The sequence below is a fragment of the Streptomyces sp. PL-25 genome (assembly GCF_058344915.1).
In genome coordinates this window covers 2429477-2453012 of record NZ_CP136997.1, presented here as the reverse complement: position 1 = coordinate 2453012, position 23536 = coordinate 2429477, and the positions used below count along the sequence as shown (strand labels likewise).

Here is a 23536-nt window from a genome sequence, read left to right as displayed (position 1 = left end):
GCAAGTATCCCTGTCCTGACCGGGATCCGCACCGGCCTTCGCCCGATCTTGCTCCGATCGCGGCGGGGAACCCGGCCGCGCGCCCGGCGCACGCCCCCCCTGCTCAGGAACACGTGAAGCGGAACGGTTCGGTTCCCCCGGCACACACGGAACACGGGCCGGTCACCCGCGTGCCGGCCCGTGTCCGTGGTGCGTGCACCGCCCGTTCAGCCCCCGAAGTACGCCCGCACCCGCTCCTGCACCCCGGCCGGCGCCCCCACGTGGTCCAGGCCCAGCAGGGCCGCGCCCAGGACCGGGCGGGCGGTGACCACCTGCGGCACGGCCTTCGGGGCGCGCGCGGCCAGGCGTTCGCGCAGCGACGCGTCGAGCTGCGGGTGGCGGGCGGCCAGGACGCTGCCCCCCAGCAGCACCGGGGCCTCCTCGTCCAGCAGGTCCAGCCGGCCCAGGGCGACCACCGCCATGGCCACCACCTCCTCGGCCAGGCGTTCCACGATCGAGCGGGCGATCGGGTCGCCCTCGGCGGCCGTCGCGAACAGCACGGGGGCCAGTTCGTGGCGGCGCTCCGGGTCGACGTGCTCCAGGTGCAGCGCCTCGATGAGGGCGTACATGGAGTCGAGTCCGAAGTGACCGGGCAGCGTGCGCACCAGCGCGGTCGGCTCGCCGCGGCCGTCCTCGGCGCGGGCGGCGTACCACAGGGCTTCCTCCGCCAGGCCCGAACCGCCGCCCCAGTCACCGGAGATGCGGCCTATCGCCGGGAAGCGGGCCGTGCGGCCGTCCGGGCGCATGCCGACGCAGTTGATGCCGGCGCCGCAGACCACCGCCACCCCGCGCGGCTCGGCCACACCCGCGCGCAGTATGGCGAACGTGTCGTTGCGGACCTCGACGCTCGTGCCCCACGCGCGCGCGTGCAGGGCCGCCGCCAGCTGCTCCTCCTCCACGGGCAGGTCGGCGTTGGCCAGACAGGCCGACACATGGGCGACCGAGGCGACGCCCGCCTCGGCGCAGGCGCGCGTGACGGCGTCGGCGAGGACGTCCACGGCCGTCTCCACGCCCACCACGGGCGGGCGGAACCCGCCGCCGCGGGCCGTGGCGAGGACGCTTCCGTCGGCCGCCACGACCGCGACGTCGGTCTTGCTGTTGCCCGCGTCGATGGCGAGGACGCTTGCGGTCAGGCCCACGCGAGATGCTCCCGGTTGTGTGCGATCAGCTGGTCGGTGAGGGTCTCGGCGTAGGAGTACTGGCCGATCAGGGGGTGGGCGAGCAGCGCGCGGAAGACCCGCTCCCGGCCGCCGTGCAGGGCCGCCTCCAGGGCGAGCTGCTCGTACGCCGTCACATGGGCCACCAGGCCCGCGTACAGCGGGTCCACGGGGGCCACCGGCAGCGGGGTGGCGCCCTTGGCGCCGACGGCCGCCTGCACCTCGATCACCGCGTCGTCCGGCAGGAAGGGCAGCGTGCCCCGGTTGTAGGTGTTGACCACCTGGTACGGGCTGCCGCCACCGCCGAGCAGGGCCGCGGCCAGGTCCACGGCCGCCTCCGAGTAGTAGGCGCCGCCGCGCTTGGCGAGCAGGGCCGGCTTCTCGTCCAGCGCCGGGTCGCCGTACATCTCCAGCAGCTCGCGCTCCATCGCGGCCACCTCGGCGGCCCGGGACGGCTTGGTGCGCAGCTCCTCCACCACCTGGTCGTGCGCGTAGAAGTAGCGCAGGTAGTACGAGGGGACCACGCCGAGGCGGTCCAGGACCGGGCGGGGCAGCCGCAGGTCCTCGGCGACGGCGTCGCCGTGCTCGGCCAGCAGCCGGGGCAGCACGTTCTCGCCCTCGGGGCCGCCCAGGCGCACCCCGGTCTCCCAGGTGAGGTGGTTCAGGCCCATGTGGTCCAGGTGGACGTCGTGCGGGGCCACGCCGAGCAGCTTCGCGAACTTGCGCTGGAAGCCGATGGCCACGTTGCACAGGCCGACCGCCCGGTGCCCGGCCTCCAGCAGGGCGCGGGTGACGATGCCGACCGGGTTGGTGAAGTCGATGATCCAGGCGTCCGGGTTGGTGCGGCGCACCCGCTCGGCGATGTCCAGCACGACCGGAACGGTGCGCAGCGCCTTGGCCAGGCCGCCGGCGCCGGTGGTCTCCTGGCCGACGCAGCCGCACTCCAGCGGCCAGGTCTCGTCCTGCTGGCGGGCGGCCTGGCCGCCGACGCGCAGCTGGAGCAGCACGGCGTCGGCGCCCTCCACGCCCGCGTCCAGGTCGGAGGTGGTGACGATCCGGCCGGGGTGCCCCTGCTTGGCGAAGATCCGGCGGGCCAGGCCGCCGACCAGCTCCAGCCGGTCGGCCGCCGGGTCCACCAGGACCAGCTCCTCGACGGGCAGGGTGTCCCTGAGCCGGGCGAAGCCGTCGATGAGTTCGGGGGTGTAGGTCGAGCCGCCGCCGACCACGGTGAGTTTCATGTCTGTCAACCCTTTACTCCGGTGAGCGTGACACCCTCGACGAACGCCTTCTGCGCGAAGAAGAACACGAGGATCACGGGGGCCATGACCAGCACGGTGGCGGCCATGGTGAGGTTCCAGTCGGTGTGGCGGGCGCCCTTGAAGGACTCCAGGCCGTAGGACAGGGTCCAGGCGGCCGGGTTCTCCGAGGCGTAGATCTGCGGGCCGAAGTAGTCGTTCCAGGCGTAGAAGAACTGGAAGAGGGCCACGGCCGCGATGCCGGGCTTGGCCATGGGCAGCACCACCCGCACCAGGGTGCGCAGCTCGCCGCAGCCGTCGACCTTCGCCGCGTCCAGGTACTCGTTCGGGATCGTCGTCAGGAACTGCCGCAGCAGGAAGATGGAGAACGCGTCGCCGAACGCCATGGGGATGATCAGCGGCCACAGGGTGCCGGACAGGTCCAGCTGCTTCGCCCAGAACAGGTACATCGGGATGATGATCACCTGCGGGGGCAGCATCATCATCGAGATGACCAGCATCAGCGAGAGATTGCGGCCGCGGAAGCGGAACTTGGCCAGCGCGTAGGCCACCGGGACGGAGGACACGACGGTGAGGACCGTGCCCGCTCCGGCGTACAGGAGGGTGTTCCGCCACCAGGTGAGGAAGCCCGGGGTGTCGAAGACCTTCCTGTAGTTGCCCCACTCCCAGGTGTGCGGGATCAGATCGCGGCTGAGCGCCTGGCTGTCGCTCATCAGCGAGGTCAGGAACACGAACACGAAGGGCAGCACGAAGAAGAGGGCGGCGGCCACGCCGAGCGCGTGGACCGCGATCCACTCCAGGAGGGCCTTGCGGCGGGCGGTGCGCTCCGCGGGCGAGACGGGGGCCTTGAGGGCGGCCGGGTGGTCCAGGACCTGGGTCATCGTCAGTCACCTGCCTGCATGAGACCGCCCCGGCGCCGCATCAGCAGTGAGGTGAACGCCATGGACAGGACGAACAGCACCAGCGCCACCACACAGGCCGAGCCGTAGTCGAAACGCTGGAAGCCGAGGTTGTACACGAGCTGGGGGAGGGTCAGCGTGGACTTGTCCGGGTAGCCGGGCTCGAACATGGTGCCCGCGCCCTGGATCACGCCCGAGGCGACCTTCCCGGCGATCAGCGGCTGCGTGTAGTACTGCATCGTCTGGATCACCCCGGTGACCACGGCGAACATCACGATCGGCGAGATGTTCGGCAGGGTGACGTACCGGAAGCGCTGCCAGGGCGAGGCGCCGTCCAGCTCGGCCGCCTCGTACTGCTCGGTGGGCACGTCGAGCAGGGCGGCCATGAAGATGACCATCAGGTCGCCGATGCCCCACAGGGCGAGCAGGGTCAGGGCCGGCTTGGACCAGGTGGGGTCGTTGAACCAGCCGGGCGCGGGGATGCCCGCCTTCTCCAGCAGGGAGTTGACCGGGCCCGTGCCGGGGTTGAGCAGGAAGGCGAAGGCCATGGTCGCGGCGACCGGCGGGGCCAGATACGGCAAGTAGAACAGGGTGCGGAAGACACCCGTGCCCGTCTTGATCTTGGTGATCAGCAGTCCGATGCCGAGTCCGAACAGGACCCGCAGGGCCACCATGATCACCACCAGCCACAGGGTGTTGCGCAGGGCCGGCCAGAACAGCGGGTAGTTCTCGAAGACGTACGTCCAGTTCTTCGCGCCGCTCCACGTCGGCGGGTTGAAGCCGTCGTAGTGCATGAACGAGAAGTAGACCGTGGAGATCAGCGGATACGCGAAGAAGACCGCGAATCCGATCAGCCAGGGCGACATGAAGGCGAGGGTCCGCAGGGCCGCGCGGCGGCGTTTCGACGCCAGGGTGACGGTGGTCATCGCGTGCCTACTCCGCCTGCGCGATGTCCGTGTCGATCTGGTGGGCGGCCTTTTCGAGACCGGCCTTCAGGTCCTTCTGCTTGCCGCTCTCGTAGTCGTAGCCGAGCTGCTGGACCGTGACCAGGTACTGGCCGCCGTTGATCGAGGCGGGCGTGGTCGTCGAGTTCGTGTCGGCCGCGATGTCCAGGAACGTCTTGAACCGCGGGTCGTACGTGAGCTTCGGGGACTTCAGGGCGGCCAGGGTGGAGGGCACGTTGTGGATGGCGTTGGCGAAGCCGACCACCGCGTCGGTGTCCGTGGAGATGTACTTCACGAATTCCCAGGCCGCGTTCTGCTTGCGGCTGGTGGCGGCGATACCGGTGATGGTGCCGGTGATGTAGCCCTTGCCGTACTGGCTCTCCTGGCCGTCCGGCACGGGCAGCGGGGCCACGCCGATCTCGAAGCCCGGCTTGGCCTCCTCGGCCATGCCCAGGCGCCATTCGCCGTCGAGCTGCATGGCCACCTGGCCGGTGTGGAAGGGGTGCTTGGGGCCCCATTCGTCCCCGAGCGTGGCGCGGTACTTCTCCAGCTTCTGGAATCCGCCGAGTTCGTCGACGAGCTTCTTCTGGAAGGTGTATGCCTTTTCGAAGGCCGGGTCCTTGGCGACGTTCGACTTGCCGTCGGCGTCGAAGTACCGCGGGGAGAACTGCGCGAAGAGGTGCTCGGTCGTGGTCTCCCAGCCGTGGTACGTCGGCATGACACCGAGCTGCTTGAAACCGTCCCCGTCGGGAATCGTCAGCGCCTTGGCGTCCGCCTCGAACTCGGACCAGGTCCTGGGCGCCTGCTTGATCCCGGCCTTCTCGAAAGCGGTCTTGTTGTAGTAGAGCCCGTACGCGTCGCCGAGCAGCGGTGCCGTGCACCGCTTCCCGGCGAACTGCGTGTATTCGTTCATCGCCTTCGGGAATGTTCTGCCGGCGTCGATGCCCGCCTTCTTGAAGAGGGGGTTGAGGTCGACCAGCGCGCCCGAGGAGCAGAACTTGCCCACGTTGTTGGTGGTGAAGGACGAGATCACGTCCGGTGCCTTGTCACCGCCGGTGCGCAGCGCCTGGTTCATCTTGTCGTCGGTCATGTTGCCGACGACGTTGACGTGGATGTTGGGGTGCGCCTTCTCGAAGCCGTCGACCAGCGCCTGGACGCCCTTCACCTCGTTCGGCGCGCTCCAGGCGTGCCAGAAGTTGATCGTGGTGTCCTTCGAGGCGTCGTCGTTCGCTCCGGAGCCGGGCTGGCCGGTGCAGGCGGTGGCGAACAGCGCGACGGAGACGGAGACGGCGAGGACGAGGGCCGCTTTCCGGGGCACTTCGGGCATGACGGGATCTCCCTGGGGCGGGGGGCGGGACGGTGCGGTGCGGACGGGGGAGGACGGGTGGTGCGGGGGGCGGTCGTGCGGTGGTTCAGCGCGAGGTGTCGAAGACCTCGTCGCGGGTGGCCGCGAGGGCGCTCTCCAGCGCGCCGCGCAGCACGGGTTGTTCGCGGACGTCGCCGACCACGAGGCGCGGCCGGGCGGCGGCCAGGTCCTCCAGCTCGGCCTGGACCAGGGCGCGCAGCACCTCGCCGCCGGCGGTGAGCGCGCTGCCGCTGAGCACCACCAGCTCCGGGTCGAGCACGGAGACCAGTGAGGCGAGACCGGTGGCCAGATGGGTCGCGTAGGTCGTCAGCAGGGTGCGGTGCGGGCCGCTCGCGTGGTCGGCGGCGCGGGCCACGAGCGCGGCGGCGGCGTCGGTGTACGGCCCGGTGGGCACGTCCGCGAGGCCGAGCGCGCGGGCCAGCTTGGGTACGGCCTGGGCTCCGGCGAGTTCCTGGTAGCCGCCGCTGTTGGCCTTGGTCACCTGGCGGACCAGGGGCGCGCCGGGCACCGGCAGGAAGCCGACCTCGCCGGCGCCGCCGGTCCAGCCGCGGTGCAGCCGGCCGCCGAGGACCAGGGCGGCGCCCATGCCCTCCTGGTTCCACAGCAGCACGAAGTCCTGGTGGCCGCGGGCCGCGCCGAGGCGCTGCTCGGCGATGGCGACGAGGTTGACGTCGTTCTCGTACTCCACCGGCATCGGCAGCGCCGCGGCCAGTTCGTCGAGGATCGTGGGGGAGTGCCAGCCGGGCAGGTGGGAGGCGTAGCGCAGCCGGCCGGTGTTCGGGTCGAACGCGCCGGGGGTGCCGATGACGAGGCGGTGCACGTCGGCGCGGGCCAGGCCCGCCGCCTTCACCGCGCCGTCCAGCGCGTCGGTGACCTGCCGCACGACCGGCTGGGTCGGGTGCCGGCCGGGTGTGGGCAGCTTGAACTCGCCCACCGTGCGGCCGGTGACGTCGGCGACGGCGGCGCGGATGCGGTGCGGATTGACGTCGAGTCCGGCGGCGTGCGCGGCGGCCGGATTGACGGAGTACAGCTGCGCGTTCGGACCCGGCCTGCCCTCGCTGGTGCCGGTGGCGAGCACCAGCCCGGCGGCCTCAAGACGCGCCAGCAGCTGCGAGGCGGTCGGCTTGGAGAGACCGGTCAGCTTGCCGATCCGGGTGCGCGACAGCGGCCCGTGCTCCAGCAGCAGATCGAGGGCGGCCCGGTCGTTCATGGCGCGCAGGACGCGCGGGGTGCCCGGCGTACCGGCGGTCCCTGCCATGCGTCTCGCCCCCTGCCCTGGAAGATCACTGTTAGGAAAGTTTCCTGTTCGAGTGCCAGGAACCTAAGCCCGAGATGAAGGGGGCGTCAAGACCGGGCGACGGGGAGGCTGCGGAGTCGTTATGCGCGGGTGCCGGAATCCGGGCTCAGCCCGCGACGAACGGGGCGGTGTCGAGCGTGGGGTACGGGACGGGCAGAGGGAGAGCCTGTCCCAGGTCGACCTTTTCCTCGGTGTCGTAGTAGGCCCTGGTGGGCTCGCCCCCGGGAACGACCGGGTCGGTGAGGCAGTGAGCCGTCCTCGACTCGCGGTTGATGAGAACGTAGACGGGGACGCCCGCTGCGGCGTATGTGCGGAGCTTCGGGCCGGTGTCCGTCTCGTGGTTGGTGGAGGTGACCTCGCCGACGAGGGCGAGCATGTCGATCGGGTACCAGGACTTGTGCGCCCGGTGGTAGGACTCGTCCAGCTCGGTCGGCCTCCGACGGCGGACGTAGAAGTCCGGGACGACCAGGGCCATGGTGCTGCCGTCCTTGTGGGCGGCGCGATAGCTGTTTCCCATGCCGACGAGGCGGAAGCCGGCGGTACGGAACTGATGGGCCAACTCGAACACGCCGTCGTTGTGGTTGTCGTTCGGCTGCGGTGGCACGATGGCCGTCCCCTCGACGTACTCGGGTCGAATCGGCGCCACGGACGCCTTCTCGATCGCGATCAACAGATCGATGGGGTCCTGCTGCGTCATGACCGGCTCCGTGATGGGTTCGGCGCTCACCGCTGGTTCTCCTTGTCGCGGCTGGTTCTCCTTGTCGCGCTGCTGCCAGGCTAAGCCCGCGCCGGGTGCCCCGGCGCAACGATGGAGCATGCGACCCGCGCGTCACGCCGTAGCAGCGGGTCCTTCACTCGAACGAGTGTGCTGAACCGTTCCGTCCCGGCCCGTCCCTACTTGCCCGTCGGCTGCTGCGGCGGGATCGGGGTGGTGGCCTTGGCCTGGTCGGAGGCCGGGTTGGCGAAGGCGGAGGGGGCGGCGATGGTGGCCGTCGGGTCGGGGGCCTCGTCGTCGGCGGGGGCCGTGGCGCCGCCCACGATGCGGATGTCCGCCTCGTCGAAGGCGCGCTTGATGCGCCAGCGCAGCTCTCGCTCGACCGCCGTCGACCTGCCCGGCATCGTCTTGGCCGAGACCCGCACCACCATCGAGTCGATCAGCACGCTGTCCAGGCCCAGCACCTCGATCGGGCTCCACAGCAGCTCGTTCCAGGGCTCTTCCTTGCCCATCTTCTCCGCGACCTCGGTCAGCGTCGCCCTGAGCCGGTCCAGATCCTCACCCGCCCGGACGGTCACGTCCACGCCCGCCGTCGCCCAGCCCTGGGAGAGGTTGCCGATCCGCTTGACCTCGCCGTTGCGGACGTACCAGATCTCGCCGTTGTCGCCGCGCAGCTTCGTCACCCGCAGACCGACCTCGATCACCTCACCGGAGGCCACGCCCGCGTCGATCGTGTCCCCGACGCCGTACTGGTCCTCCAGGATCATGAAGACACCGGAGAGGAAGTCCGTGACCAGGTTCCGGGCGCCGAAACCGACCGCGACACCCGCCACACCGGCCGACGCCAGCAGCGGCGCCAGATTGATCTGGAACGCGGACAGCACCATCAGCGCGGCCGTCCCCATGATCAGGAAACTCGCCACCGAGCGCAGCACCGAACCGATCGCCGCCGACCGCTGCCTGCGCCGCTCCGCGTTGACCAGCAGCCCGCCCAGGGCCGTACTGCTCGCCTGCTGCGCGGTGCGGTTCATCCGGTCGATCAGCTTGGTGATCGCCCGCCGCACCACCACCCGCAGCACGCTCGCTATCACCAGGATCAGCACGACCCGCATACCGATCGCCAGCCAGGTGGACCAGTTCTGCTCCACCCAGCTCGCGGCCTGGTTCGCGCTCTCCTGGGCGTCCTGGAGCGTGGGGACCGTCACGGAGGGTGACTCCGAGGGGGACGGCGAGAGGCCGGCGGCCAGCAGGACGGCGGACAAGGACACGGCGGGTACCTCCAGGTGCGCCTGCCCGCCGGCGCCGCGATCCGAAACGCGGCGGTCGATATCGTCTGGGTCACGAAGTGGTCACCGCACGGGCAGGGCAACCACACTAACGGGGCACGGAACGCCGCTCCCCGCGAACTCCCGGACCGGCCCGCCCCCGGCACCGCCCTTCCCCCTCTGATCAGGCCGTGTGGGCGCGCGGCGTCCCGAGGCCCGCGCCGGGTGTGGTCGAAAACACTCCCGGCCCGTTACCGGGACATGGTGGCGCGTCCACCAGGCATGAGGGGAGACTGACTCCAGATCGTCCCGGCGCGAGCCACGCGCCGCCGGCGTACAAGGAGGCACCCGTGCCGCATGTCCTGGTCCTCAACGCGTCGTACGAGCCCCTCGGCGTCGTACCGCTCCGCCGCGCGCTCGTCCTCGTGCTGGAGAACAAGGCGGTCTGCCTCGAGGAGTCCGGCGCCCATCTGCACAGCGCGACCGTCACCGTCCCCGCACCCAGCGTGGTCCGGCTCAAGCGTTTCGTCCGGGTCCCCTACCGGGGGCCCGTCCCCCTGACCCGCAGGGCGCTGTTCGCCCGGGACGGGGGCCGCTGCATGTACTGCGGCGGCGTCGCCACCAGCGTCGACCACGTCGTCCCGCGCTCGCGCGGCGGGCTGCACGCCTGGGACAACGTGGTGGCCTCCTGCCGCCGCTGCAACCACGTCAAGGCCGACCGCCACCTCGTCGAACTGGGCTGGCGCCTGCGGCACAAGCCGGCCCCGCCGACCGGTCTGGCCTGGCGCATCATCGGCACCGGCCACCGCGACCCGCGCTGGCTGCCCTATCTCCAGCCGTACGGCGCGGACGACGCGCTGGCGCGGATCGACGGGATCTCCGCCTGAGGGGCCGCCCCGCCTCGGCCTGCCGCGCCTCTCGGGACGAGACCGGTCACCCGCGTTCCGCCGTCCGCGCGGGCGGAAGTGGCCGCCGGGCCGTGCGTAGCGCAACCTGGTGGGAGCGGAATGTGACCGAGAGCACGTAGTTCGCTCGCGTGCGTCTGCCATCGCGCGCACTGGGTAGGGCTGCGGTAATCCGCTCGATGCCGTAGCCGACAAGGAGACCCCCGTGACCGCACCGGCGCACCTGCTGCTCTCGGCCCTGACCGACACCGTCCTCTCGGACACCGCCCTGTCCGACGCCACATCCGAGGGCACCACCTCCTCCGATGTGCCCGGACCCGACCGGACCCTGCCCAAACCCGCGGCGGGGCCGGACCACCGGCTCCGCCCGGACACCACCGGTCTCGTCCAGACCGGTCTGGACGCCCTCCACCCCGGCGCCCCCTACCCGGACGTGTTCACCTCGGAGGCGCCCTGGGCCGAGGCCCCGCTGACCAGCGAACCGCCGCTGCCCGACGCCGAACCGCTCACCAGCGAACCACCCCTCGCCGAGGCCGCGCCGCTGACCAGCGAGTCCACCGCCGACCCCGGCCCGCGCGACGCGGAGCGGTAGATGGCCGCGCCACGGCCGGCCGGAACCGCCGGACCCGCCGGATCCGCCAGATCCGCCGGGGATACCAGGGGCGCGGGGGGCGCCGGGGACGACGACCTCGCCCGGCTCGCCGCGCTGCACGGCGTCGCCACCTCCTACAGCCCCGCCCCGGGCCGTACGGTGGCTGCCTCGCCCGGCGCCGTCGTCGCCGCGCTCGCCGCCCTGGACGTCGACGCGAGCACCCCGGAGGCGGTCCGCGCCGCGCTCACCGCCCGCGAGAGCGCCCTGCGGGAACGCTTGCTCCCGCCCACCCTGGTCCACTGGACCGACGCCGGACCCCCCGAAGCCCTCACCGCGCTCCCGCCCGGTACCCGGCTCACCGTCGAGACCGAGCAGGGCGGGACCCGCTCCGGCGCCGACGACCTGCCCCCGGGCGTCCACCGGCTGACCGCCACCGCCCCCGACGGCCGGAGGGCCGAGGCGCACCTGATCGTCGCCCCGCCCCGGCTGCCCCCGCCGCCCGGACGCTCCTACGGGCTGCTCGTCCAGCTCTACTCCCTGCTCTCCCACCGCTCCTGGGGCATGGGCGACCTGGGCGACCTCGCCGAGCTGAGCGGCTGGGCCGGGCGGACCCTGGGAGCCGGGTTCGTCCAGGTCAACCCGCTGCACGCGGCCGTGCCCGGCGACCCCACCGATTCCGCCGGCCCCACCGACCCCTCGCCCTACCGCCCCTCCTCGCGCCGCTTCCCCGACCCCGTGCACCTGCGGATCGAGGACGTCCCCGAGTTCGCGTACGTCACCGGCGACGCGGACCGCGCACGGCTGCACACCCTGGGGGAACGGGCCGCCCGCCTGCGCGCCGAGGTCCTCGGCAAGGGCGCCCTGATCGACCGGGACGCGGTGTGGGACCTGAAACGCGAGGCCCTGGAGATCCTGCACCGGGTCCCGCTCGGCCCCGGCCGAGCCGCCGCCCACGCCGCCTTCCTCGCCCGCGAGGGCCGGGCCCTGACCGACCACGCCACCTGGTGCGCCCTCGCCGAGGCGCACGGCTCCGACTGGAGCCGCTGGCCCGAGGGCCTGCGCGATCCGCGCTCGCCGCAGACGGCCCGCGCCCGCGCGGAACTGGCCGACCGCGTCGACTTCCACTCCCGCCTCGCCTGGCTCACCGACGAACAGCTCACCGCCGCCCAGCGCGCCGCCCGCGAGTCCGGCATGCCGCTCGGGATCGTGCACGACCTCGCCGTGGGCGTGCACCCCGGCGGCGCCGACGCGTGGGCGCAGCAGGACGTCTTCGCCGCCGGGATGTCCGTCGGCGCCCCGCCGGACGCCTTCAACGCGCACGGCCAGGACTGGGGCCTGCCGCCCTGGCGCCCCGACCGCCTCGCCGCCTGCGGCCACGCGCCCTTCCGGCGGCTGCTGCGCGCCCTGTTCCGCTCCGCCGGCGCCCTGCGCATCGACCATGTGATGGGCCTGTTCCGGCTCTGGTGGGTGCCGCGCGGCCACCCGCCCACCGAGGGCACCTACGTCCGCCACGACGCCGAGGCCATGCTCGCCGTGCTGGTGCTGGAGGCCGCGCGGGCCGGCGCCGTGGTGATCGGCGAGGATCTCGGCACCGTGGAACCCGGGGTGCGCGAGACCCTGGACCGGCGCGGAGTGCTCGGCACGTCGGTCCTCTGGTTCGAACGGGACTGGGACGGCGACGGCCGCCCGCTGCCGCCCGCCCGCTGGCGCGCCGACTGCCTGGCCACGGCCACCACGCACGACCTGCCGTCCACCGCCGCCCGCCTCACCGGCGAGCACGTCGCCCTGCGCCACCGCCTGGGCCTGCTCACCCGCCCGCTGGAGCAGGAACGCGCGGAGGCCACCGCGGACGTGGACGAGTGGCTGGCCCTGCTGGGGGAACTGGGACTGCTCCTGGGGGCGGCGGGTGAGGGAGCGGGGGCCGGGACCACGGCAGGGGGCCCCGGGGACGAGGCCCGGGTCGAGGCCGGGATCCAGGCCGTCCACCGCTTCCTGCTGCGCACCCCCGCCCGGATGGTGGGCCTCTGGCTGCCGGACGCCGTGGGCGACCGCCGCCCGCAGAACCTGCCCGGCACCTCGGCCGAGTACCCCAACTGGCGCCTGCCCGTCGCCGACGCCGAGGGCCGCCCGGTGACCCTGGAGGACCTGGCCGCCTCGCCCCGTCTGCGCGCCCTGGCGGACGTGCTGCGCGCCGGGGTGCGGGCAGGGGTGCGGAAGGACGAAGGAGGAGGGGCGGAGGGCTGACGGCGGGGGCGCGCGGGCGGTCCGCGCGCCTCATACGGCACCCCGGACGCGCGGCCCGTTCCGGCGTTCGCTACTTTGGCACCGTGGACAAGAAGAACGCCCTGCGCGCCGGCACCCTGGCGGCCGGTACGACGCTGATGATGCTGCTCATGTCGTCCCCCGCGCTCGCGGTGATCCGTGACGACGGCGACGACCCCGGCAAGGGCCTGGGCGTCGCCGAGACGCTGGGTCTGTTCGTCGGGATCCCGCTGGCCCTGTTCGTGATCATCGGCGGTCTCGTCATGGTCCTGGACCGGTCCCACAAGCACCAGGACACCAGCCGGAACGTGAACGTCAAGGCCTGACGGCCACCGGCGGTCCCACGCCTGGTCCTACGCCGAGGGCGCCCGCCCCGCCGTACGTACGCGCATGAGCCGTACGTACGCGACGGGGCGGGCGCCCTCGCCGTGTCCGCCCCTCGGGCCGGGCGCGGTCAGGGGCTGGGCGCCGTGAGATAGCGCTGCACGGTGGGCGCCAGCCAGGCCAGCGCCTCCTGGCGGGCCAGGGCGACGGCCGCCGGGATGCGCAGCACGTACCGGGTGAGCGCCAGCCCGAGCAACTGGGACGCGCACAGCGCCGCCCGCGCCGGAACCTGCTCGGGGTCCGGGCACACCGCCTGCGCGACCGGCAGCAACTGCTCCCGGAACACCCGTTGCAGCCGCTCGGCCCCGGCGGTGTTGGTGACACCGACGCGCAGGATCGCCGTCAGCTCGCCGCTCTCCTCCCAGAGGTCGAGGAAGTGCGAGACGAGAGCGTGGCCGACCTGGTCGCGGGGGAGCGCGGACAGGTCCGGGAGCCGCAGATCCACGGAGACGGCCGCCGCGAACAGGCTCTCCTTGTTGCCGTAGTAGCGCATGACCATCGACGGATCGATCTTCGCGTCCTTGGCGATGGCCCGGATGGTCGCCCGTTCGTACCCGTCCGCCGCGAAACGGGCCCGCGCGGCGGCGAGGATGGCGGCGCGGGTGGCGTCGGAACGTCGGGCCGAGGCGGAAGGGGGAGGAGAGGCGGGTGCGGCAGAGGAGGCAGGTGACGTGGCTGGGGTGGCGCGATCTGGCATGCCTACGAACGTAGGCCAACACTCGTAGGCCAACAAGCGTTGACGCGCCCGCGTCGCCGGGTTTACGTTTGCCAACAGATGTTGGCCCACGCATGTTGGCCGACGCATGTTGGCCCGCAAGCGTTCACTCACGGGCGTTCGCCTACAAGTGTTCGCCCACGAGTGTTGGCGCCCGAACCACCACGCACTCGCTCGCCCACAAGCGTTTGCCCACAAGCGTGGACCGGCCGAAGCAGCCATCGAGGAGGCCCCTCATGACCACCACCCCCGTGATCGTCGTCGGCGCCGGCCCCACCGGACTCCTGCTGGCCGGCGACCTCGCCGCCGCCGGTGTCCCCGTCACCCTCGTCGAGAAGCGCCCCCACCGGATCAGCAACCTCTCCCGCGCCTTCGTCCTGCACGCCCGCACCCTCGAACAGCTCGACGCCCGCGCGCTCGCCGACGAACTGGAGGCGATCGGCCGCCCCCTGGACCGGCTGAACCTCTTCGGCCGCCTCTCCCTCGACCTCACCGCCCTGCACTCCCGTTTCCGCCATGTCCTCGTCCTGCCGCAGTACGAGGTCGAGAAGGTGCTGGAGCGGCGCGCGGCCGAGAGCGGCGTGGACTTCCGCTACGAGACCGAGGTGACCGGACTCGCCCAGCACGCGGACGGCGTGACCGTGGCGGTGCGCGGCGCCGACGGCCGGTCGGCGTCGCTGCGCGGGTCGTACGTCGTCGGCGCGGACGGGATGCGCAGCGCGGTGCGGCGGGCGGTCGGGCTGCCGTTCCCGGGGCGGTCGGTGATCCGTTCGGTGGTGCTGGCGGACGTACGGCTGGCCGAGCCGCCCGAGACGCTGCTGACGGTCAACGCGACCGGGGACGCGTTCGCCTTCCTCGCGCCCTTCGGGGACGGCTACCACCGGGTGATCTGCTGGCGCCGGGGCCGGGAGGAGGCCGACGACGCGCCGGTCGGCCTCGACGAGGTCAAGGAGATCACCCGGCTCGCGCTCGGCCGCGACTACGGCATGCACGACGCCCGCTGGACCTCACGTTTCCACAGCGACGAGCGACAGGCGCCCGCCTACCGCGTCGGCCGGGTCCTGCTCGCCGGGGACGCCGCCCATGTGCACAGCCCGGCCGGCGGGCAGGGCATGAACACCGGCCTCCAGGACGCGGCCAACCTCAGCTGGAAGCTCGCCCAGGTCGTCACCGGGCACGCACCCGAGGCGCTCCTCGACACCTACCAGGCCGAACGCCACCCGGTCGGCAGGGCCGTGCTGCGCAGCAGCGGAGGCATCGTGCGGCTCGCGATGGCCGGGCGCCCCTGGACCCTGGCCCTGCGCGCCGCGCTCGTCACCGCACTCGGCGCCTGCGCCCCGCTCCGCCGCCTGGTCACCGGCCAGGTCACCGGCATCGGCTACCGCTACCGGGCGCCGCGCGGCGCGCACCGGCTCGTCGGCACCCGCGTCCCGGACGTGGCGCTCGCGGACGGCGGCCGGCTGTACGAGGCCCTGCGCGGCGGCCGGTTCGTCCTCCTCGCCCCCCAAACCCACGAGGTGACCCCGGAGCGCGCCGCCCGCCTGACCGCCGCGCGCTGGGCGAGCGGGCGCCGTACGGCCCTGCTGGTCCGCCCCGACGGCTACGCGGCCTGGGCGGCGGACACGCCCGACCCGGCGGAGATCGAGGCCGCGCTCGCCGCCCACGTGGGCTGAGCCGCCACAGCATCCTTCAGCCGCTCATCAACCTTTCAGTTCTGCTGAAAAGACCGCTCGAAAAGTTTCGATGGACCTGACAGGTCGGCCGCTGTCACGGTGGTTCCGGACCGGGTGGGACGCCTCCGCCCCGCCCGCCGTCCCGCCCCGTCCAGCGAAAGGACCCCCGTGGCCTCCGTCCGGAACCGGACACCCCGCCCACCCGTGGCGCCACCGACCCCGGCGACCGCGTCCGCCGCGCGGCCCGTCGCCCTCGGGACCGCCCTCGCCGCGCTGGCCACCGTCGTCTGGGCGGGCAGTTTCGTCACCTCCCGCGCGCTGCACGACAGCGTGCCGCCGGTGCAGCAGGCGTTCTGGCGCTGGGTGGTGGCGCTCGTGGCGGTGGCACCCTTCGGTGCCCGCGCCGCCTGGCGGCAGCGGGAGCTGATCCGCCGCCACGCGGCCTTCGTCCTGCTGGCCGCGCTGCTCGGCATCGCCGTCTACAACACCCTGGTCAACCAGGCCGGACTGACCACCCCGGCCGCCAACATGGGCATGATCATGGCCGCCTCGCCGGTGCTGATGGCGGTCCTGGAACGGGCCGGCGGCGCCCGGCTCGGCGCCCGCCGGGTCGCGGGCCTGCTCACCGCCTGCGCGGGTGTGGTGCTGCTGGTGGCGGGCGGCGGCGGGGCCTCCTTCGCCGCCGGGGACCTGTGGATGATCGCCGCGGCCTGCTGCTTCGGCGGCTACAGCGCCCTGCTGCGCCGCCGCCCCGCCGGGCTGGACGGCGCCGGGTTCCTCTTCACCACCTTCCTGGCCGGCACGCTCATGCTGGTGCCGTGCCAGCTCGGCAGCCTCGCGCTCCAGGGCGGGTTCGCCCCCGCGCCCGGCACCCTGCTCCCGCTCCTCTACGTCGGCGTGATGTCCTCCGCCCTCGCCTTCTTCGCCTGGAACAAGGCGATCTCCCTGGTCGGCCCGACCCGCGCCGGACTCGTCTACTACCTCCAGCCGGTCTGTGTGGCGCTGCTGTCCTGGGCGCTGCTCGGCGAGGCGGCGGGTCCGCGCCAGGCACTGTGCATGGTGCTGATCCTGGGCGGCGTCGTCCTCGGCTCGGCGGCCCGCCGCTGACGCCGCTGACGCCGCTGAGGACCGTACGGCCGTACGGGTCGTACGGCCGTATAGGTTGCCGCCATGGCCGAGTGGGAGATCCGGAAGCTGCGCATCCTGCGGACGCTGCGGGAGCGGGGGACCGTGACCGCGACGGCCGAGGCGCTGCACATGACCCCGTCCGCCGTCTCCCAGCAGCTGACCAACCTCGCCGCCCAGCTCGGGGTGCCGCTGCTGGAGGCGCGCGGGCGGCGGGTGCGGCTCACGGACGCGGCCCGGCTGGTGCTGCGGCACGCCGACGCCGTGTTCGAGCAACTGGAACGCGCGGACGCGGAGATGGCGGCGTACACGCGCGGCGAGGCCGGTGAGGTGCGGGTCGCGGCCTTCTCGACCGCGGTGCCCGCCCTGGTGGTCCCGGCGGTACGGGCGCTGCGCGCGAGCCGGCCCGGGGTGAGCGTACGGGTGCGGGAGGCGGAGGCGGGCGAGGCGTACGACCTGCTGGCCGCCGGTGAGGTGGACCTCGCGCTGTCGCTGGCCGCGCACGCGCCGACCGCGGTCGACCCGGGCTTCACCCGCGTACCGCTGCTCGCCGACCCGCTCGACCTCGCCCTGCCGCCCGGCCACGCGCTGGCCTCGGCGCCCGAGGTGCGGCTGGCCGATCTCGCCGCCGAGGCGTGGATCTTCGGCGGCAGCGGCCCGTGGTCCGACATCACCCGTACGGCCTGCGAGGCGGCCGGGTTCAGCCCGCACCAGGGGCACACGGCGGCCGGCTGGACGGCCATCCTGGCGATGGTGGAGGCGGGCATGGGCGTCGCGCTCGTACCGCGCATGGCCGCCCTGCGCCGCGACGGCGTGGTGCTCCGCGAACTGGCCGCCGACCGCCCCCGCCGCCACGTCGTGGCCGCCCTGCGCAAGGGCGCCCGTGACGCCCCCGCCCCCCGGACCGTCCTGGCGGCCCTGCGCACAGCGGCCACGCACCTGACGACCGCCCAGGACGCCCGGACCGAGGCGGGCGAGGGCTGACCGGGAAGCACGCAGACAGGCGCCCCGGCGGTCAGTCGGGTGTGAACTCGTACTGCAGCTCGTAGAGGTGCCCGGCCTTGACCATGACCTTGGCCTCGATGGGGAAGTCGTCGTCGCTGAACACCACGCGCAGGGTCCGCAGCACCGGCAGGTCACTGGGCAGTGCCAGCGCCTGGAACTGCTCCTGCGTGGGGACCCGGGCCGAGACCCGGTCCACGCTGAGGCGCGGGGGATACCCGAGTCCGGCGAGGAGCGCTGGGGTGCCGCCTCGGATCTTCCGCTTCTCGGTGATGGCGGTACCGCGGGCCACCGCCATCGGGTAGTAGGACTTGACCAGTTCCACAGGTTCGCCGTCGAGGGAGAGGACCTGGTGGCGCAGAAGCGCCGTCTCACCGTCCGCGAGGTCCAGCGCGGCGCGGACGTCGGCAGGCGGGTTCGATTCCCGTACGTCCAGGAGCGTGCTGTGCGCGCGGCTGCCGAGCTTCGCCGCCTCGGTCAGCCACCTGTAGGGCTCTCCCGGGGTGGCCGGGCTCATGAACGCGGCCGGACGCATGGTCCGCTGGCGGTGCTCCCGCACCGTGATCGCGGCACCGGCGCGGCCGACCACCAGTTCCTCGTCCTTGAGGATCTGCACCGCCTTCTGGATCGTGGCGTTCGAGGCGCCGAACCGGTCCTTGAGCTGGGCGGTGGAGGGCAGGCTGGTGCCCGGCGCCAGGTCGCCGCTCATGATGTCGTCCCGGAGGTCGGCGGCGATCCGCTCGTGCAGTGAGCGCCGGTCCGGGAGTCCGTTGTCGTCGGGCACGGTCATCCGATTCGCATCTCGTAGCGCAACTGCTGCCGGTGGGCGGGCATGAGCATCTGATCGACCTGGATGGGCCGGTCGGTTCTGTCCAGCGTGACGCGGCTGAGGCGAAGCACCGGCTGGTCCGGTGCCATGCGCAGGGCCTCGCACTCGTCCGGATCGGGCATACGCGCTGTGACGTCCTCGCGTACGCGCGCGCCGACATGGCCGAGTCCGGCGAGAAGGGTCACGGCCCCGCCCGGGATCCTGGCACGCTCGGCGAGGCGGGTGCCGCGCGCGATGGCCAGGGGATAGTAGGTGTCCGTCAACTCGGTGGGCCACCCGTCCAGTTCGATGACCCGGCGGCGTACCACGACGGCTTCTCCGGCGGGCAGTTCGAACAGTGCGGCGACCTCGTCCGGAGCGGGCACCTCGCCCGCGTACGTGATGCGCTGGCTGCCCTTCCCGCCTCGCGCCGCCGCTTCGGCCGCCCAGGCGTCAGGCTGCCCGGATTCGTGCGGAGCCAGGTACGGCATCGAGGTGCTGACCCAGGTGCTGTCACTCACGCGGTCCTCCTGTGTTCGGGCCGACCTTCTGCCGCCCACCGCGTTGGCGACCGGCTTCACGGCCACTCGGCCGCAGAGCGGTGGGCAGGGCGCGGCACGGTCCGTGCCCGTGCCGGTGGCCCGGGACGGGGACGCAGGGCCGGTCACACGCTGAAGAGGCGCGCGCAGGTGGGCGTACGCACGCCCGCGCGCGCCAACAGCGGGGGGCGCCCGGCATGCGCACCGGGCGCCCCTCAACTCGCCGTCGCGGGCAGCGCGGCGGGCGCCTAGCGGCCGCCCGCCGCCGCGTCCGCCGCCTGGGCGCGCAGGGAGCGTTCGATGCCCGCGCGGGACTCCGAGACGAGGCGGCGCAGGGCCGCGTTCGGCGGGGTGGAGGCCAGCCACTCGTCGGTGCGGCGCAGGGTGTCCTCCGAGACCTGGACCGACGGGTACAGGCCGACCGCGATCTGCTGGGCCATCTCGTGGGAGCGGGAGTCCCAGATGTCCTTGAGCACCTCGAAGTACCGCTCGGTGTACGGCGCCAGCAGCTCGCGCTGGTCGGTCTGGACGAAGCCGCCGATGACCGCCTCCTGGACGGCGTTCGGCAGCGTGTCGGAGTCGACGACCGACGCCCACGCCTCGGCCTTGGCCTCCTCGGTCGGGCGGGCGGCGCGGGCGGTGGCCGCGTGCCGCTCACCGGCGGCGGTGCGGTCGCGCTCGTACTCCCCGGCGATCTCCGGCTCGTCGAACCGGCCCACCGCCGCGAGCCGCTGCACGAAGGCCCAGCGCAGCTCGGTGTCCACGGCCAGGCCCTCGATCGTCTGCGAGCCCTCCAGCAGCGCGTTCAGCAGGTCGAGCTGCTCGGGCGTGCGGGCGGTCGCCGCGAAGGCGCGGGCCCAGGCCAGCTGGTGGTCGCTGCCCGCCTCGGCGGTGCGCAGATGGGCCAGCGTGGCGTCCGTCCAGCGGGTCAGCAGCGCGTCGCGGGCGGCCGGGTCGGCGTACAGGTCGATGGCCAGCTTCACCTGGCGCTGGAGCGACTGCACCACGCCGATGTCGGACTCCTTGCCGATGCCGGACAGCACCAGCGACAGGTAGTCGCGGGTGGCCAGCTCGCCGTCGCGGGTCATGTCCCAGGCCGAGGCCCAGCACAGCGCGCGCGGCAGCGAGGACGCGAAGTCGCCCAGGTGCTCGGTGACGACCGCGAGCGAATGCTCGTCAAGACGGACCTTGGCGTACGACAGGTCGTCGTCGTTGAGCAGGACGACCGCCGGGCGGCGCCGGCCGGCCAGCTGCGGCACGGCGGTCAGCTCGCCGTCCACGTCCAGCTCGATCCGGCCGTCCTCGGCGCGCACCAGCTTGCCGCTCGCCTCGTCCAGGTCGTACAGGCCGATCGCGATGCGGTGCGGGCGCAGCGTGGGCTCGCCCTTGGCACCGGCCGGGAGCGCGGGGGCCTCCTGGCGGACGGCGAAGGAGGTGATGACGCCGTTCTCGTCGGTCTCGATCTCCGGGCGCAGGATGTTGATCCCGGCCGTCTCCAGCCACTTGTGCGACCAGGTCCTCAGATCGCGGCCGGAGGTCTCCTCCAGGGCGCCCAGCAGGTCCGACAGGCGGGTGTTGCCGAAGGCGTGCCGCTTGAAGTACGCCTGCACGCCCCGGAAGAACTCGTCCATGCCGACGTAGGCCACCAGCTGCTTGAGGACGCTGGCGCCCTTGGCGTAGGTGATGCCGTCGAAGTTGACGAGGACGTCGTCCAGGTCGTTGATGTCCGCCATGATCGGGTGGGTGGACGGCAGCTGGTCCTGCCGGTACGCCCAGGTCTTCATGGAGTTCGCGAACGTGGTCCACGAGTGCGGCCAGCGCGAGCCGGGGGCGTGCGCCTGGCAGGCGATGGAGGTGTAGGTGGCGAACGACTCGTTCAGCCACAGGTCGTTCCACCACTCCATGGTGACCAGGTCGCCGAACCACATGTGGGCCAGCTCGTGCAGGATCGTCTCGGCCCGCATCTCGTACGCCGCGTCGGTCACCTTGGACCGGAAGACGTACTGGTCGCGGATGGTCACCGCGCCCGCGTTCTCCATCGCGCCCGCGTTGAACTCGGGCACGAACAGCTGGTCGTACTTGGCGAACGGGTAGGCGTAGTCGAACTTCTCCTGGAACCAGTCGAAGCCCTGCCGGGTGACGTCGAAGATCGCGTCGGCGTCGAGGAACTCGGCGAGCGAGGGACGGCAGTAGATGCCGAGCGGCACGGACTGCCCGTCCTTCTCGTACACGCTGTGCACGGAGTGGTACGGGCCGGCGATCAGCGCCGTGATGTACGTCGAGATGCGCGGCGTCGGCGCGAACTCCCAGACGTTGTCGCGGGGCTCGGGGGCCGGCGAGTTGGACACGACGGTCCAGCCCTCGGGCGCCTTCACGGTGAACCGGAAGGTCGCCTTGAGGTCGGGCTGCTCGAAGGCGGCGAAGACGCGGCGGGCGTCCGGCACCTCGAACTGCGTGTACAGGTACGCCTGGTCGTCGACCGGGTCGACGAAGCGGTGCAGGCCCTCACCGGTGTTGGTGTACGCGCAGTCGGCGGCGACGCGCAGCACGTTGGGGCCCGCCAGCAGGCCGGGCAGGGCGATCCGGGAGTCCTTGAAGACCTCCGCGGGGTCCAGCGCGTCGCCGTTGAGGGTCACCTCGTGGACGGCCGGGGCGATCAGGTCGATGAAGGACTCGGCGCCGTCCTCGGCGACGTCGAAGCGCACCGTGGTCACCGACCGGTAGGTACCTCCCCCGCTCTCGGCTTCGTCCGAGCGGGAGGTGCCCCCACCCTGCGCGCCGGAGAGGTCGAGATCGATCTCGTACGAGTCAACGGTCAGCAGCTTCGCCCGCCGCCGCGCCTCTTCGCGAGTCAGGTTTGTGCCAGGCACGCGGTCATCTCCTCGTGATGTGTGGATTGCGTCATCCTTCCATGCGAGCCGCACGGAACGCGACGACCGGATTCCGCCGGTGGGCGGCCGGTCGCGGCGCGAGGCTGGAGCCATGACGACAGGGCGAGACACCATGGTCCACCAGGCACGCGCCGTCGAACCGGCCGTGCTGAGCCGACTGCGCGAGCGGGACGACGCCGGACGCCCGGCGATCCCCTTCACCGACCCGGAAGGCGGCGCTCCGCTGCGCTGCTGCCTGCGCAGGAGCGAGCCCGGCGAGCGGCTCGCGCTGGTCTCCTACGCGCCGCTGCGGCGCTGGGCGGCCGCGACGGGCGCCGACCCCGGCGCCTACGACGAGCAGGGGCCCGTCTTCGTGCACGCCGGGGAGTGCGCGGGCCCGGACGCCGGCGACCGGCTCCCCTTCGCGAACGCGCCCCGCGTGGCGCGCCGCTACTCCGCCCAGGGCCGCATCCTGGGCGGGGCGCTGGTGGAGGCGGGCGCCGGGCGTTTCGACGCCGCCCTCACCGAGGCGTTCGACGACCCGGCCGTGGCACTGGTCCACATCCGGGCCGTCGAGTACGGCTGCTTCCTCTACGAGGTGCGCAGGCCGTAGGGCCTCCACGAGGTGCGCGGGCCCCGGGTGCTTTGGGGCCCGCCGCCCGGGTCAGCCCTTCAGCTCCGCCGCCACCAGCTCCGCGATCTGCACCGCGTTCAGGGCCGCGCCCTTGCGGAGGTTGTCGTTGGACAGGAACAGGGCGAGGCCGTGCTCCACGGTCTCGTCGCGGCGGATGCGGCCGACGAAGGACGGGTCCTGGCCGGCGGCCTCCAGCGGCGTCGGGATGTCCGAGAGGACGACACCGGGGGCGCCGGCCAGCAGCTCGGTGGCGCGCTCCGGGCTGATCGGCCGCGCGAAACGGGCGTTGACCTGGAGGGAGTGCCCGGAGAAGACGGGCACCCGCACACAGGTGCCGGAGACCTTCAGCTCCGGGATCTCCAGGATCTTGCGGGACTCGTGGCGGAGCTTCTGCTCCTCGTCGGTCTCGTTCAGACCGTCGTCGACGAGGTTGCCCGCGAAGGGCAGCACGTTGAAGGCGATCGGGCGCTTGTAGACGGCCGGCTCGGGGAAGTCGACGGCCGAGCCGTCGTGGGTCAGCCTGTCGGCGTCGGCGACGGTCTTCTGCGTCTGGCCGTGCAGCTCGGCGACGCCCGCGACGCCCGAGCCGGACACCGCCTGGTAGGTGGCGACGACCAGCGCCTCCAGACCGGCCTCGGCGTGCAGCGGCCTGAGGACCGGCATCGCGGCCATGGTCGTGCAGTTCGGGTTGGCGATGATGCCCTTGGGGCGGTCCGCGACCGCGTGCGGGTTCACCTCGGACACCACCAGCGGCACGCCCGGGTCGCGGCGCCAGGCCGAGGAGTTGTCGATCACCACGGCGCCCTGCCCGGCGACCTTCTCGGCCAGCGCCTTCGAGGTCGCGCCGCCCGCCGAGAACAGCACGATGTCCAGGCCGGAGTAGTCGGCGCTCGCCGCGTCCTCCACCGTCACGCCGTCCAGCACCCGGCCCGCCGAGCGGGCCGAGGCGAACAGGCGCAGCTCGGTGACGGGGAAGTCGCGCTCCGTGAGGATCCTGCGCATGACCGTGCCGACCTGACCGGTGGCTCCGACGATTCCGACCCTCACGGTGTCTCCTCTGTGTGCTGTGCGTGCGTCTGCCGCGCGTGT

Annotated in this window: 21 protein-coding genes; 8 read left to right on the top strand and 13 right to left on the bottom strand. The window is 72.9% G+C overall.

Going from position 1 to position 23536, the window contains the following annotated elements:
- Window positions 1–206: 206 nt before the first annotated feature.
- From R4Z62_RS10870 to R4Z62_RS10835, 8 genes are all read right to left on the bottom strand, one after another.
- Window positions 207–1178 carry an N-acetylglucosamine kinase gene (locus R4Z62_RS10870; protein ID WP_064533189.1) on the bottom strand — a complete coding sequence of 324 codons (972 nt, stop codon included), beginning with the start codon at window positions 1176–1178 and terminating at the stop codon, window positions 207–209.
- The gene (locus R4Z62_RS10865) at window positions 1169–2434 is read right to left on the bottom strand and encodes a 6-phospho-beta-glucosidase (RefSeq protein ID WP_491519687.1); all 1266 of its coding nucleotides are present in this window, start codon (window positions 2432–2434) and stop codon (window positions 1169–1171) included. The genes R4Z62_RS10870 and R4Z62_RS10865 overlap by 10 nt, the downstream gene beginning before the upstream one ends.
- A gap of 5 nt (window positions 2435–2439) precedes the next feature.
- The gene (locus tag R4Z62_RS10860; protein ID WP_491519686.1) at window positions 2440–3333 is read right to left on the bottom strand and encodes a carbohydrate ABC transporter permease; all 894 of its coding nucleotides are present in this window, start codon (window positions 3331–3333) and stop codon (window positions 2440–2442) included.
- Window positions 3334–3335: 2 nt separating this feature from the next.
- Window positions 3336–4277, bottom strand: a complete 942-nt coding sequence (locus tag R4Z62_RS10855) for a carbohydrate ABC transporter permease (protein WP_064533186.1) — start codon at window positions 4275–4277, stop codon at window positions 3336–3338.
- 7 nt (window positions 4278–4284) lie between these two features.
- Entirely contained in the window at window positions 4285–5622 is a 1338-nt protein-coding gene (locus R4Z62_RS10850; protein WP_491519685.1) for an ABC transporter substrate-binding protein, read from the bottom strand.
- An 85-nt stretch (window positions 5623–5707) separates the two neighbouring features.
- A complete protein-coding gene (locus R4Z62_RS10845) occupies window positions 5708–6919 on the bottom strand; it encodes an ROK family transcriptional regulator (protein WP_064533184.1) in 1212 nt (403 codons plus the stop codon).
- 145 nt (window positions 6920–7064) lie between these two features.
- A complete protein-coding gene (locus R4Z62_RS10840) occupies window positions 7065–7685 on the bottom strand; it encodes a Uma2 family endonuclease (RefSeq protein ID WP_491519684.1) in 621 nt (206 codons plus the stop codon).
- A 167-nt stretch (window positions 7686–7852) separates the two neighbouring features.
- Complete coding sequence (locus R4Z62_RS10835; protein WP_491519683.1) at window positions 7853–8941, bottom strand: mechanosensitive ion channel family protein; 1089 nt, start codon at window positions 8939–8941, stop codon at window positions 7853–7855.
- A 347-nt stretch (window positions 8942–9288) separates the two neighbouring features.
- On the opposite strand from R4Z62_RS10835, the gene R4Z62_RS10830 reads away from it, so the two are divergent.
- The 4 genes from R4Z62_RS10830 (at window position 9289) to R4Z62_RS10815 (ending at window position 13023) form a co-directional block, all read left to right on the top strand.
- A complete protein-coding gene (locus R4Z62_RS10830; RefSeq protein ID WP_018568451.1) occupies window positions 9289–9825 on the top strand; it encodes an HNH endonuclease in 537 nt (178 codons plus the stop codon).
- A gap of 415 nt (window positions 9826–10240) precedes the next feature.
- Window positions 10241–10435 carry a hypothetical protein gene (locus tag R4Z62_RS10825; RefSeq protein WP_389599255.1) on the top strand — a complete coding sequence of 65 codons (195 nt, stop codon included), beginning with the start codon at window positions 10241–10243 and terminating at the stop codon, window positions 10433–10435.
- Window positions 10436–12679 (top strand): 4-alpha-glucanotransferase, encoded by a 2244-nt coding sequence (malQ, locus tag R4Z62_RS10820; RefSeq protein ID WP_491519682.1) that lies wholly within the window; start codon window positions 10436–10438, stop codon window positions 12677–12679.
- An 83-nt stretch (window positions 12680–12762) separates the two neighbouring features.
- Window positions 12763–13023: a hypothetical protein gene (locus R4Z62_RS10815; protein ID WP_064533181.1), complete on the top strand. Its 261-nt coding sequence runs from the start codon at window positions 12763–12765 to the stop codon at window positions 13021–13023.
- A gap of 128 nt (window positions 13024–13151) precedes the next feature.
- On the opposite strand, the gene R4Z62_RS10810 is transcribed toward R4Z62_RS10815, so the two are convergent.
- Window positions 13152–13778 (bottom strand): TetR/AcrR family transcriptional regulator, encoded by a 627-nt coding sequence (locus tag R4Z62_RS10810; RefSeq protein ID WP_389599154.1) that lies wholly within the window; start codon window positions 13776–13778, stop codon window positions 13152–13154.
- 254 nt (window positions 13779–14032) lie between these two features.
- Here R4Z62_RS10810 and R4Z62_RS10805 point away from each other — a divergent pair, with 254 nt between their 5' ends.
- From R4Z62_RS10805 to R4Z62_RS10795, 3 genes are all read left to right on the top strand, one after another.
- Complete coding sequence (locus R4Z62_RS10805) at window positions 14033–15469, top strand: FAD-dependent monooxygenase (RefSeq protein ID WP_491519681.1); 1437 nt, start codon at window positions 14033–14035, stop codon at window positions 15467–15469.
- A gap of 204 nt (window positions 15470–15673) precedes the next feature.
- A complete protein-coding gene (locus R4Z62_RS10800) occupies window positions 15674–16576 on the top strand; it encodes a DMT family transporter (protein ID WP_491519680.1) in 903 nt (300 codons plus the stop codon).
- Window positions 16577–16639: 63 nt separating this feature from the next.
- Window positions 16640–17578, top strand: a complete 939-nt coding sequence (locus R4Z62_RS10795) for a LysR family transcriptional regulator (RefSeq protein WP_491519679.1) — start codon at window positions 16640–16642, stop codon at window positions 17576–17578.
- Window positions 17579–17609: 31 nt separating this feature from the next.
- On the opposite strand, the gene R4Z62_RS10790 is transcribed toward R4Z62_RS10795, so the two are convergent.
- The 3 genes from R4Z62_RS10790 to pepN all read right to left on the bottom strand — a co-directional run bounded on the left by R4Z62_RS10790 (window position 17610) and on the right by pepN (window position 21813).
- The gene (locus tag R4Z62_RS10790) at window positions 17610–18386 is read right to left on the bottom strand and encodes a GntR family transcriptional regulator (RefSeq protein WP_491519678.1); all 777 of its coding nucleotides are present in this window, start codon (window positions 18384–18386) and stop codon (window positions 17610–17612) included.
- The gene (locus tag R4Z62_RS10785; protein ID WP_355480177.1) at window positions 18383–18925 is read right to left on the bottom strand and encodes a GntR family transcriptional regulator; all 543 of its coding nucleotides are present in this window, start codon (window positions 18923–18925) and stop codon (window positions 18383–18385) included. Before R4Z62_RS10785 ends, R4Z62_RS10790 begins: the two co-directional genes overlap by 4 nt.
- Before the next feature lie 266 nt (window positions 18926–19191).
- On the bottom strand, window positions 19192–21813 hold the full coding sequence (gene pepN, locus R4Z62_RS10780) for an aminopeptidase N (protein WP_491519677.1): 2622 nt from the start codon (window positions 21811–21813) through the stop codon (window positions 19192–19194).
- Between the two features lie 112 nt (window positions 21814–21925).
- Here pepN and R4Z62_RS10775 point away from each other — a divergent pair, with 112 nt between their 5' ends.
- Window positions 21926–22426 (top strand): DUF1203 domain-containing protein, encoded by a 501-nt coding sequence (locus R4Z62_RS10775; RefSeq protein WP_389599145.1) that lies wholly within the window; start codon window positions 21926–21928, stop codon window positions 22424–22426.
- Window positions 22427–22477: 51 nt separating this feature from the next.
- Here R4Z62_RS10775 and R4Z62_RS10770 read toward each other — a convergent pair whose 3' ends face one another.
- Entirely contained in the window at window positions 22478–23494 is a 1017-nt protein-coding gene (locus R4Z62_RS10770; protein ID WP_491519676.1) for an aspartate-semialdehyde dehydrogenase, read from the bottom strand.
- Window positions 23495–23536 lie beyond the last annotated feature (42 nt).

What these genes read in the sequence shown, in the direction of transcription:
- R4Z62_RS10855 (WP_064533186.1), bottom strand. Translation starts at nt 4,277, where the DNA reads ATGACCACCGTCACCCTGGCGTCGAAACGCCGCCGCGCGGCCCTGCGG.
- R4Z62_RS10810 (WP_389599154.1), bottom strand. Translation starts at nt 13,778, where the DNA reads ATGCCAGATCGCGCCACCCCAGCCACGTCACCTGCCTCCTCTGCCGCA.
- R4Z62_RS10775 (WP_389599145.1), top strand. Translation starts at nt 21,926, where the DNA reads ATGACGACAGGGCGAGACACCATGGTCCACCAGGCACGCGCCGTCGAA.
- R4Z62_RS10795 (WP_491519679.1), top strand. Translation starts at nt 16,640, where the DNA reads ATGGCCGAGTGGGAGATCCGGAAGCTGCGCATCCTGCGGACGCTGCGG.
- R4Z62_RS10790 (WP_491519678.1), bottom strand. Translation starts at nt 18,386, where the DNA reads ATGACCGTGCCCGACGACAACGGACTCCCGGACCGGCGCTCACTGCAC.
- R4Z62_RS10865 (WP_491519687.1), bottom strand. Translation starts at nt 2,434, where the DNA reads ATGAAACTCACCGTGGTCGGCGGCGGCTCGACCTACACCCCCGAACTC.
- R4Z62_RS10845 (WP_064533184.1), bottom strand. Translation starts at nt 6,919, where the DNA reads ATGGCAGGGACCGCCGGTACGCCGGGCACCCCGCGCGTCCTGCGCGCC.
- R4Z62_RS10850 (WP_491519685.1), bottom strand. Translation starts at nt 5,622, where the DNA reads ATGCCCGAAGTGCCCCGGAAAGCGGCCCTCGTCCTCGCCGTCTCCGTC.
- R4Z62_RS10805 (WP_491519681.1), top strand. Translation starts at nt 14,033, where the DNA reads ATGACCACCACCCCCGTGATCGTCGTCGGCGCCGGCCCCACCGGACTC.
- R4Z62_RS10860 (WP_491519686.1), bottom strand. Translation starts at nt 3,333, where the DNA reads ATGACCCAGGTCCTGGACCACCCGGCCGCCCTCAAGGCCCCCGTCTCG.
- malQ (WP_491519682.1), top strand. Translation starts at nt 10,436, where the DNA reads ATGGCCGCGCCACGGCCGGCCGGAACCGCCGGACCCGCCGGATCCGCC.